11 protein-coding genes and 1 riboswitch are annotated in these 10,002 nt (G+C 60.8%); of the genes, 9 read left to right on the top strand and 2 right to left on the bottom strand.

Going from position 1 to position 10,002, the window contains the following annotated elements; all coding sequences use genetic code 11:
- Positions 1 to 206 precede the first annotated feature (206 nt).
- Entirely contained in the window at positions 207 to 1,031 is an 825-nt protein-coding gene (locus HMPREF1546_RS03455; RefSeq protein ID WP_021748238.1) for a DUF975 family protein, read from the bottom strand.
- Positions 1,032 to 1,375: 344 nt separating this feature from the next.
- Between HMPREF1546_RS03455 and rsxC the strand changes: the two genes are divergently transcribed.
- From rsxC to HMPREF1546_RS03425, 6 genes are read left to right on the top strand one after another with little or no spacing between them, the layout of a single operon-like run.
- Complete coding sequence (gene rsxC, locus HMPREF1546_RS03450; RefSeq protein ID WP_021748240.1) at positions 1,376 to 2,749, top strand: electron transport complex subunit RsxC; 1,374 nt, start codon at positions 1,376 to 1,378, stop codon at positions 2,747 to 2,749.
- The gene (locus HMPREF1546_RS03445; protein ID WP_021748241.1) at positions 2,746 to 3,768 is read left to right on the top strand and encodes an RnfABCDGE type electron transport complex subunit D; all 1,023 of its coding nucleotides are present in this window, start codon (positions 2,746 to 2,748) and stop codon (positions 3,766 to 3,768) included. Before rsxC ends, HMPREF1546_RS03445 begins: the two co-directional genes overlap by 4 nt.
- Positions 3,765 to 4,397, top strand: a complete 633-nt coding sequence (locus HMPREF1546_RS03440; protein ID WP_021748242.1) for an RnfABCDGE type electron transport complex subunit G — start codon at positions 3,765 to 3,767, stop codon at positions 4,395 to 4,397. Before HMPREF1546_RS03445 ends, HMPREF1546_RS03440 begins: the two co-directional genes overlap by 4 nt.
- Positions 4,398 to 4,414: 17 nt before the next feature.
- Positions 4,415 to 5,050, top strand: coding sequence for an electron transport complex subunit RsxE (gene rsxE / locus HMPREF1546_RS03435; RefSeq protein WP_021748243.1), 636 nt, complete (start codon positions 4,415 to 4,417; stop codon positions 5,048 to 5,050).
- The gene (gene rsxA, locus HMPREF1546_RS03430; protein WP_021748244.1) at positions 5,050 to 5,640 is read left to right on the top strand and encodes an electron transport complex subunit RsxA; all 591 of its coding nucleotides are present in this window, start codon (positions 5,050 to 5,052) and stop codon (positions 5,638 to 5,640) included. The genes rsxE and rsxA overlap by 1 nt, the downstream gene beginning before the upstream one ends.
- Before the next feature lie 17 nt (positions 5,641 to 5,657).
- On the top strand, positions 5,658 to 6,551 hold the full coding sequence (locus HMPREF1546_RS03425; protein ID WP_021748245.1) for an RnfABCDGE type electron transport complex subunit B: 894 nt from the start codon (positions 5,658 to 5,660) through the stop codon (positions 6,549 to 6,551).
- A 51-nt stretch (positions 6,552 to 6,602) separates the two neighbouring features.
- Here the strand turns inward: HMPREF1546_RS03425 and HMPREF1546_RS03420 are convergent, their stop codons facing one another.
- Positions 6,603 to 7,115: a hypothetical protein gene (locus HMPREF1546_RS03420; protein WP_021748246.1), complete on the bottom strand. Its 513-nt coding sequence runs from the start codon at positions 7,113 to 7,115 to the stop codon at positions 6,603 to 6,605.
- Between the two features lie 135 nt (positions 7,116 to 7,250).
- Positions 7,251 to 7,355, top strand: a riboswitch (THF riboswitch).
- A 77-nt stretch (positions 7,356 to 7,432) separates the two neighbouring features.
- Here HMPREF1546_RS03420 and HMPREF1546_RS03415 point away from each other — a divergent pair.
- The 3 genes from HMPREF1546_RS03415 to grpE all read left to right on the top strand — a co-directional run bounded on the left by HMPREF1546_RS03415 (position 7,433) and on the right by grpE (position 9,919).
- Entirely contained in the window at positions 7,433 to 8,044 is a 612-nt protein-coding gene (locus HMPREF1546_RS03415; protein ID WP_021748247.1) for a folate family ECF transporter S component, read from the top strand.
- Between the two features lie 193 nt (positions 8,045 to 8,237).
- Positions 8,238 to 9,311, top strand: a complete 1,074-nt coding sequence (gene hrcA, locus HMPREF1546_RS03410; RefSeq protein WP_276896224.1) for a heat-inducible transcriptional repressor HrcA — start codon at positions 8,238 to 8,240, stop codon at positions 9,309 to 9,311.
- Positions 9,308 to 9,919, top strand: coding sequence for a nucleotide exchange factor GrpE (grpE, locus tag HMPREF1546_RS03405; protein WP_021748250.1), 612 nt, complete (start codon positions 9,308 to 9,310; stop codon positions 9,917 to 9,919). The genes hrcA and grpE overlap by 4 nt, the downstream gene beginning before the upstream one ends.
- The last annotated feature ends 83 nt before the right edge of the window (positions 9,920 to 10,002 follow it).

Raw genomic sequence — 10,002 nt, 5'->3', positions numbered from 1 at the left:
GGGCCTTTGGCCCGCCGGGGGAGCTTTGCGTCTGAGGGAGAATCTGAAAGATGCTTGTGGAGGGGGGCCCTTGGCGCGGAGGCGGACCCCGGAAGGAGGCCGGATGGCGCAGAGCCCCCGGCCCGGCCCGCAGGCGAGGTCTCCTGAAAGAGAGGCCCCCAGCGGGTTCTAAAACCCGCCGGGGGCTTGTAGGCTTAATGGGGCGCTCAGAAGCCTCCCCAGCCGCTGTCAAAGCTGCCGGGATCCTTGGGGGCCGCGCCCTCTCCCACGCCGGAAGTGTGCTTGGCGGTGTCAAAATAGCCAAGCTCCGTGCACTGGTAGACCGGTAGGTAGAACAACGCCACCAGCAGCGGCCAGACACAGCCCAGCACCACCTGCAATCCTACGGGCATGGGCAGGGTGATGGCATAGACCTGGGCGGGGTTCGCCAAATAGTAGCCGGGGTCCTGGAAAATGCAGGCGTAGATATAGCCCGTCTGCACGACGGAGGTGAGGGACGCCAGGAGGAGCCAGCCGATATAGCTCAGATCCAGCATGAACAGCTGCCCCTTGTAGCCAAGAGTCTGCTGCTTGCTCATGTTCAGGGCCTCCATCACCCCGATGCCGGGGTTCTCATAGAGGTTGTACAGGGCGAAGCGGTAGCGGTAGGCGGCGATGATGCCTGGAATGACGAACAGCAGTGACCAGAAGAACGTGAAGAGGTAGATCACGATGTTCAGCAGGATGACCTTGCCCACAAAGGAGAACCCGTCGAACAGCGTCAGGTATTCCGCCCGCTCGCCCCGGCGGATGGCCATGCAGTACATCACGAAGCCGGAGGCCAGGACCATGCTCATCAGGCCGGTGAGGATGGAGATGAAGGTGCCCAGCAGGCCCGGATTCATAAGACCCATGAAGCTGTCCGCCAGGTTCAGCACCAGCACCAGGGCCAGGTACAGGCAGGTCATCCCGCGGGGGCTGACCTGGGCGGAGCGCAGCAGCTCCTTCATCTCCTGCTTCAGATGCTTTCGGTCGATCAGTTGTGCCATCATAATATGTCTTGGCCTCCAGATAATTTGAAAATGGGGCGGCCGGAGCCGGACCCGTATCACCAAGCATATCATGTTTCTTCTGAAATAACAAGAGACGGCGTAAAAATGGGAGGGAATGACAGAACTGGATAAAACGTGTGAAAAGTTGCAAAGATTCTGTATAAAGAAGCATATTTTTTTCAAAAGTTGTCGTTCACAGTCTGGACATTTTTCAAAAATAGGTGTAGAATGAGGCGCAGTATGTGATAGTGTCGCCTGCCTGGAGACCCCCTCTCTTGGGAAGGGGAGGGGCCGTGCCCTCCTGCCCGGGCCGACTATCAAGGAGTAAAAATGAGGTGAAGACAATGGCACAAGCTTTCTTTGGCGGCGTTCATCCCCATGATATGAAGGCCGCAACCAATGAAAAGGCCATCGAGCAGCTGGCTCCGCCGGCTGTTGTGGTCATCCCCATGTCGATGCACTTTGGCGCGCCCTGCACGCCCCTGGTCAAGGCCGGGGACCACGTGAAGGTGGGCCAGAAGATCGGCGAATTCCACGGATTGGGCGCCCCGATCCACGCCAGCGTTTCCGGCACGGTGAAGGCAGTGGAACCCCGCCCCTATTCCATGGGCGGCAACATCACGTCTGTGGTCATTGAAAACGACATGCAGGACGAGGTGAGCGAAGAGGTCCAGGCCCCCGCGGATCCCAATGCCCTCAGCGTGGAGGAGATGGTGGAGATCGTCAAGAACGCCGGCATCGTCGGCATGGGCGGCGCTACGTTCCCCACCCACGTGAAGATCACCAGCGGCATCGGCAAGGTGAACACCGTCATCATCAATGGCGCGGAGTGCGAGCCCTACATCACGGGCGACCACCGCACCATGCTGGAGCGGCCCGAGGAGATCATTGGCGGCGCCAAGTTCCTGGCCAAGATGTTCGGCGTGGACAAGGTCGTCATCGGCGTGGAGGACAACAAGCGCAACGGCATCGACGCCATGAACAAGGTCATTGCCGAGCAGAAGGCCCCCGTGGTGGTGGAGCCCCTGCGCTGCCGCTACCCCCAGGGCGGTGAGAAACAGCTCTGCCAGGCCATCACCGGCCGCCAGGTGCCCCCCGGCGGACTGCCCGCCGATATCGGCTGCGCCGTATTCAACATCAACACCACATGCGCCATCTACCGGGCCCTGACCACCGGTATGCCCGTGGTGCGCAAGATCGTCACCGTCTCCGGCTCCGGCGTGGTGGAGCCCAAGAACTTGGAGTGCCCCATCGGCACCCCCGTCTCCAGCCTGTTGGACGCCTGCGGCGGCCTGAAGGACGGTACATACAAACTGATCGCCGGCGGCCCCATGATGGGCATGGCCCAGTACACCGCGGACATCTCCGTGGCCAAGGGCACCGGCGCCATCCTGGCCTTCTGCGAGAACGAGGAGAAGACCGTGGAGAATCCCCAGTGCATCCGCTGCGGCAAGTGCGTGTCCGTCTGCCCGATGCACCTGGAGCCCCTGTTCATGTACCAGTATGCCTCCAAGGGCATGGTGGAGGAGCTGAATGACGCCCACATCATGGACTGCATGGAGTGCGGCGCCTGCTCCTACATCTGCCCGGCCCGGATGCACCTGACCCATATGTTCAAAACCGGCAAGCAGCTGGTGAAGGACAAGGCGGCCGCTGACCGGGCTGCCGCCGAGGCAAAGAAAAAGGCCGAAGAAGCAAAGGAGGCCGCTGCGAAATGACTGACTACAAGAATCTCAAACTGATTGCCACTTCTTCTCCCCACATCCGGGCGGCGGAGAACACCCGCTCCATCATGCTGGATGTTATCATCGCCATGATGCCCGCCCTGATCTGGGCCATTGTGAAGTTCGGCTTCCGGGCCCTGACTCTGACTGCCGTGTCCGTGGTGGGCTGCATGTTCTTTGAGTGGGGCTATCGCAAGCTCATGAAGAAGCCCCAGTCCGTGAACGATCTCTCCGCCGCGGTTACCGGCATCCTGCTGGCGTTCGTGTGCCCGGTGAACATGCCCTACTGGATGATCCTGGTGGGCGACTTCTTCGCCATCGTGGTGGTCAAGCAGCTGTTCGGCGGCATCGGCAAGAACTTCGTCAATCCCGCGCTGGCGGGCCGTGCCGCCCTGGTGGCCAGCTATGCCGGCACCATGAGCGGCGCCTGGGCGGATCCCCAGGCCGGCTGGGTGCCCCTGGCCGGCACTGCCGACGTGGTTACCGCTGCCACGCCTCTGGCCTATATGAAGACCGGCGACATGGCCGGCCTCACCAGCCAGTACAGCGTGACGGATATGTTCCTGGGCAATATCGGCGGCTCCCTGGGCGAGATCTCCGCCCTGCTGCTGATCGTGGGCGGAGCGTATCTGATCTGGCGCAAGGTCATCAGCTGGCAGACCCCCGCGGCCTACATCGCCACCGTGGCCGTGCTGACCTTCCTGTTCCCCAAGGGCGGCGCCGACAATCTGCAGTTCATGCTGTACAGCATCTTCGGCGGCGGCCTGATGCTGGGTGCCTTCTTCATGGCCACTGACTACACCACCTCCCCCGTCACCAAGACCGGCCAGCTGATCTTCGGCCTGGGCTGCGGCCTGCTGACGGTGTTCATCCGCTACTTCGGCTCCTATCCCGAGGGCGTGTGCTACTCCATCATGATTATGAACCTGGTAGTGGCGCTGATCGACAAGGCTGTGAAGCCCTCTCGCTTCGGCGTTGTGAAATCCGCTAACAAGGAGGCGGCTGCGAAATGAGCAACGAAGTCAAGACCAAAGAAAAGATTGATATGGACCCCAAGTACATCGTAAAGCTGACTGTGACCCTGCTGGGGACCTGCCTGATCGTGGCACTGCTGCTGGGTCTGGTCAACGGTGTGACGGCCGGCCCCATCGCTGAGATCAACCAGCAGAAGACTGAAGCGGCCATGCTGGCCGTGGTGTCCGATCCGGACAACACCACCTTCTCCGACGCGCTGGAACTGTCTGGCGATATGACCGCTGCGGCCACAGCTGCCGGCGGCACCCTGAACGAGATGTACGAGGTCCAGGTGAACGGCGAGGCCGCCGGCTATGCCGTAAAGGTCACCGCCTCCGGCTCCCAGGGCAGCATTGAAATGATGGTGGGCGTGGACGCGGAAGGCGCCGTCACTGGCGTTTCTGTCGTCAACCACTCTGAGACCTCCGGCATCGGCACGAAGGTCGTGGGCAACGAACCCACCGCCTCCGGCGTGGGTGTGCTGGACCAGTTTATCGGCAAGAGCGCGGCGGACGGCACTCTGACGGTGGGCACTAACGTGGACGCCATCACCGGCGCCACCGTCTCCACCAAGGGTGTGACTGCCGGCGTGAATGCGGCGCTGGCTGCCGTGGCTGCCATGGGCTGAGAAGGGAGGAGCAATTCATGAATTTAGGCAAACAGTTCAAAGAGGGACTGATCACCAACAACCCTGTGCTGGTGCAGGTGCTGGGCATGTGTTCCACCATGGCCATCACCACCTCGTTCTTCAACGGCCTGGGCATGGGCGTGGCGGTCACCGTCATCCTGACCCTTTCCAATGTCATCATCGCGGCTATCCGCAAGATCGTGCCGGACAAGATCCGTATCGCCATGTTCATTGTGGTGATCGCTGGCTTCGTGACCTGCGTGGATCTGCTGATCCAGGCATTCGTTCCGGCCCTGTCCGAGTCGCTGGGCGTGTTCATCCCCCTGATCGTGGTGAACTGCATCATCCTGGGCCGGGCGGAGTCCTTCTCCTACAAGAACGGTGTGGCCGCTTCCTTCTGGGACGGTATCTTCCAGGGCTTTGGCTACACTGTGGTGCTGATGGTTATGTGCATCATCCGTGAGTTTCTGGGCGCCGGCACCTTCGGCGGCGGTATCCTCAACGGCGGCGATGGTATTCAGATCCTGCCGGAGCAGTTCCCCATCGGCATGCTGACCCTGCCCGTCGGCGGCTTCCTGGTGCTGGGCTGCCTCATTGCCCTGATGCAGTGGGCGCTGTCCAGACCTAAGAAAAATAAGGAGGAGAGCAAATAATGGATCAAATCTATGAACTCCTGGCAATTACGCTGGGTGCCATTCTGGCAAACAACTTCATCTTCTCCCAGTTCTTAGGCATCTGCCCCTTCCTGGGTGTTTCCAAGAAGGTGGACACCGCTGTGGGCATGGGCATCGCTGTGACGTTCGTCATGGGACTGGCTTCCGCCGTGTGCTATGCGGTCAACGAGTTCGTCCTGGTTCGCTTTGGACTGGAGTATATGCAGACCGTGACCTTCATTCTGGTCATCGCATCCCTGGTCCAGTTCGTGGAGATGTTTTTACAGAAATCCATGCCGTCTCTGTACACGGCTCTGGGTGTGTATCTGCCCCTGATTACCACCAACTGCGCCGTACTGGGTGTGGTGCTGCTGAACGTGCAGAACAACTATAACTTCATCTCCTCCGTAGTTTACGGCATCACCGGCGGCCTGGGCTTCCTGCTGGCCATCGTGCTGTTCGCCAGCATTCGGGAGCGGCTGGTGTTTGCGGACTATCCCAAGGCGTTTGAGGGCTTTCCCATCGCCCTGGTCACCGCTGGTCTGATGGCCCTGGCGTTTATGGGCTTCTCCGGTTTGAAGGTCTGGTAAGAGGAGGCAAGAGGAAAATGGATATCGGAAATGTCATTGCTGCCGTTGTGGTGCTGGCTGTCCTCGGCGCCGTGTTCGGCTTCATCTTGGCAGTAGCCTCCAAGGTCTTTGAGGTAAAGAAGGACCCCCGGGAAGAGGAAATCCTCAGCCATCTGGCCGGCGCCAACTGCGGCGGCTGCGGCTTCCCCGGCTGCGCCGGCTGTGCCGCCGCCATCCTGGCGGGCACGGCTCCGGTGAATGCGTGCGCCCCTGCCGGCGCGGAGAATGCTGCCGCCATCGCAAAGATCATGGGCCAGGAGGCTCCCTCCGGTGAGCGGAAGGTGGCTTTTGTCCGCTGCAACGGCGGCACCAACGCCGCCAAGCGTTATGAGTACGTCGGTGTGAAGGACTGCCTGTCTGCCACCAAGGTGGCCGGTGGTCCCCTGGAGTGCCAGTTCGGCTGTCTGGGCTTCGGCTCCTGCGTGTCCGCCTGCCAGTTCGGCGCCATGTCCATCGGTCCCAACGGCGCCGCCGTGGTGGACCCGGACAAGTGCACCGACTGCATGGCCTGCGCCAAGGCCTGCCCCCGCCATCTGATCACGGAGGTCCCTGTGTCCAAGAAGGTCCACGTGGCCTGCGCCAATCAGGACAAGGGCAAGGCTGCCATGAGCGTCTGCACCCACTCCTGCATCGGCTGCGGCCTGTGCCAGAAGGAGTGCAAGAAGGACGCCATTCATGTGGTGAACGGCGTGGCTGTCATCGACTACGACAAGTGCGTGGGCTGCAAGCTCTGCACCAAGGTCTGCCCGCGGGACGCCATCCTTCCCATCGCCACCGCGGAGGAGAAGGAGAAGTACAAGGCCATCAAGAAGGCCCAGGCGGAGAAGGCCGCTGCCGCGAAGGCTGCGGAGACCGCTGGCGCTGCCCAGTAACGTAGAGTAAGTGAAAAAACGATCCCGGCCGAAAGGGCCGGGATCGTTTTTTCACAGGGGGATATCCACCTCGTACGCCTGATCGATCAGAATACAGGGATACCCCCAGGTCTCGCACATCTGCTGATAGTGCGCGTTATCCAGGAGGAGAGTCTCTTTCGTACAGGTGGAATCGTCAATGCGCCGCTCTGCCGCACAGGCATATTTTTGTATGTCTGCAAAATGGGTCTCGATATATGCCTTGGTCATCACAAGGCAGCAAAAGCGGATTTCCCGGAGATAGGACGGCGCAAAGTCCTGACTCCAGCGTGGGGGGACATAACAGCCCTCCACGATCAGATCCTGGCGGTTTTCAATGGCGGTTTTGATGATCTCCCGCACAATCGGCCACAGATAGGACTCCAGCTCCTGGTCATCCTCCGGCGTGAGGCGGGTGTTGCCGCTTCGGATAAGTCCCATTTTCAGAAGATCCATGGAGAGACAGGGACAGCGGTATGTCTGGAGAAGTCTCTGGGCCAGCAGGGTTTTGCCTGTGTGCGAGGCGCCGGTAATCAAAAGAACCATCTGCGGATCGCCTCCTCTCCTATTCGGGTTGCGGTCATCTTAACACATGGACCGGATTGCCGCAAGGTGTGCTGGAAAAACGGCGGAAACCCTTGCTTTTTTCCGCGAAAGTCCTATAATGGACAATATCTAACAGGCAGAGTAGGGACATACGTGTACATCCAGTGCTGGAGAGACGGGGAGTTGCTCTTCGGACGAAAGGACCGCGAGTCCGCAGTGTGTGTCCCGCATCCCGCTGCCGCATACAGGGATCCTTTCGGCCTTCCTCTGTGCGGCATCTCCGAATTTCGGACTGCCAAAACAGAAGGAGGTTTTTTATGTACGCACATCCCTTTTCCGCCGACTACTGGCGGGACGCGTCCCGGGAGGTCCGGGACCTTCGGAAGCTGCTGTTCTCCGCCCTGATGATCGCCCTGTGCATTGTGCTGGCCCAAGTGCCCTCGGTGCCGCTGTTCGGCGGGGCCAAGGTCACCTGGGGCTTCCTGGCCCGGTCCGTCTGTGCCTGGGTCTGCGGCCCGGTGCTGGGCCTGCTGTTCGCCTTTGCGGAGGACATCCTCAGCTTCTTCCTCACTGGAGGAGGCGGCTATCCCTTTTTCCCCGGCTATACTCTGACCACCATGCTGGGTGTGCTGACCTACGCTCTGTTCCTGTACCGGGCGCCCCTGCGGGTCTGGCGGATCTTCTGCGCCAAGCTGGTCACCAATGTGCAGAACGTGGTGCTGGGGGCGCTGTGGATCGCCATTCTCAACAGCAACGGCCGCTTCAGCCTGGAGGCCTGGTATGCCAGCGCGTCTCTCAGCGCGGTGAAAAACCTCATCATGCTGCCGGTGCAGACGGTGCTGCTGGTGCTTCTACTGCGGGCGCTGCAGCCAGCCCTTCAGCGGACGGGGATGCTGCCCCGGCAGGGGGCGGGGGCCAGGCCGGACTGAGCGGACAGGGGGACCATGTGAGACGAAAAACCGGCCGCGGCAGGCGGCCGGTTTTTGATTTGCGGAGCCGCGGAAAATGTTCAAAAATCCGATGGCATTTGTTTACAATTTGTTTATATCCATCCGTTGACAATGAAGGCGCGTGGTGGTAAACTCGTTTTAGCACTCCGGAGAAAGGAGTGCTAAAACCAGCGTGAGACAGCTTGGACCAGAGGTGCTTTTTGTGGAACTCACGGACCGGAAAAAGCAAATACTGAAAGTGGTGGTGGAGGACTATGTCCGTACTGCAGAGCCGGTGGGTTCCAAGGCCATTGCCGCGGAGATGGGCGGCGTCAGCTCCGCCACCATTCGCAACGAGCTGTCGGATCTGACGGAGCTGGGCTATCTGGAACAGCCCCACACCTCCGCCGGGCGGGTGCCCTCTCCCAAGGGTTACCGGCTGTATGTCAACGAGCTGATGGAGCGCCAGCGGCTCTCCATCGCAGAGACGGAGCGGATCAACCAGTCCCTCCAGATGCGGATGGAGGAGCTGGACCGGGTGATCTCCCAGGCGGGCCGGGCGGTGAGTTCTCTGATGAACTACCCCGCCTATGTGGCCGCCACCGGCAAGAAGCAGATGACCGCCCGGCGGTTTGAGCTGCTGCCCGTGGATGAGCACAGCTGCATCGTGGTCATGATGATGGGCGACAACCGGGTGAAGAGCCAGCTGCTGCGGATGCAGCTGAAGGTGGACACCGAGCAGATGCCCACCCTGGTGAACCTGCTGAACAGCAACTTCACCGGGATCTCCGCAGACGAGATGAACCGGCGGCTGATGGATGTGTCCGAACAGGTGACGCCCCAGATGTTCCTGCTGTTGAGCCAGACCATCGCCTACGCGGCGGATGTGCTGGAGGAGGCGGGGCAGAAAGAGGTGTTTACCGTGGGCACCAGCCAACTGCTGAAGCTGCCGGAGTTCCGGGACGCAGACAAGGCCCACCAGCTGATGAGCTTTTTGTCCGACAGCAAGGAGAATCTCCCTGTGCCGGACGAGGGGCCCATGAAGATCCTGATCGGTCCGGAGAATGTCAGCGAGGCCCTGCAGGACACCAGTGTGGTGGTGGCCAGCTATGACATCGGCAACGACATGCGGGGCCTGATCGGCGTGGTGGGACCCACACGAATGGATTACGGAACCGTGGCCGCCCGGCTCTCCGGCTTTGCGGAGGGATTGACGCGGCTGTTCGGCAAACAGGAATTACCCCCGAAGGAGGATGCAAAAGAATGAGCGAAGAGACGAAGCAGCCGGCGGAGGAGACGCCGGAAGAGCCGCAGGAGGCTCCTCAGGAAGAGGCTCCCCCCGCGGAGGAGAAGGTGCCCGATGAGAAGGCGGAGAAGGCCGCCAGGGGCAAGAAGAAAAAGGAAAAGACCTACACCCTGACCCGGGAGCAGATGGAGGCGGCGGAGCTGGCCGCCCGGCAGCTGGAGTCCGTGAAGGATCAGTTCGTCCGGCTGACGGCAGAGTACGACAACTACCGCAAGCGCACCGCTAAGGAGAAAGACAATCTCTACCAGGACGCCAAGGCGGACACCATCAAGGAGTTCCTGGCGGTGTACGACAACCTGGAGCGGGCTGTGGCCACTGAAGGCGATGAGGACTCTCCCCACAAGAAGGGGCTGGAGATGATCTTCCACCAGTACCAGGAGATCCTGAAGAAGCTGGGAGTCACGGAGATCGAGGCCCAGGGCCAGCCATTTGACCCGGAAAAGCACAACGCCGTTATGCACATCGATGATGAGAACCTTGGGGAGAACGTGGTATCCCAGGTGTTCCAGGCGGGGTTCCTGCTGGGTGACAAGGTGATCCGACACGCTATTGTGCAGGTGGCAAACTGAGCGAATTCGAGAGGGGGACTGTGTCCCCCCTCGACCTTCCCCCGCACCAGTGACATCGGCCACTGGCGTGTGCGCCCAAGGCG

Origin of the sequence: Oscillibacter sp. KLE 1745, from assembly GCF_000469445.2 — a bacterium.
GTDB classification, from domain to species: domain Bacteria; phylum Bacillota; class Clostridia; order Oscillospirales; family Oscillospiraceae; genus Oscillibacter; species Oscillibacter welbionis.
The sequence above is the reverse complement of the archived record's forward strand: the minus strand, read 5'-3'. Positions and strand labels throughout refer to the sequence as shown.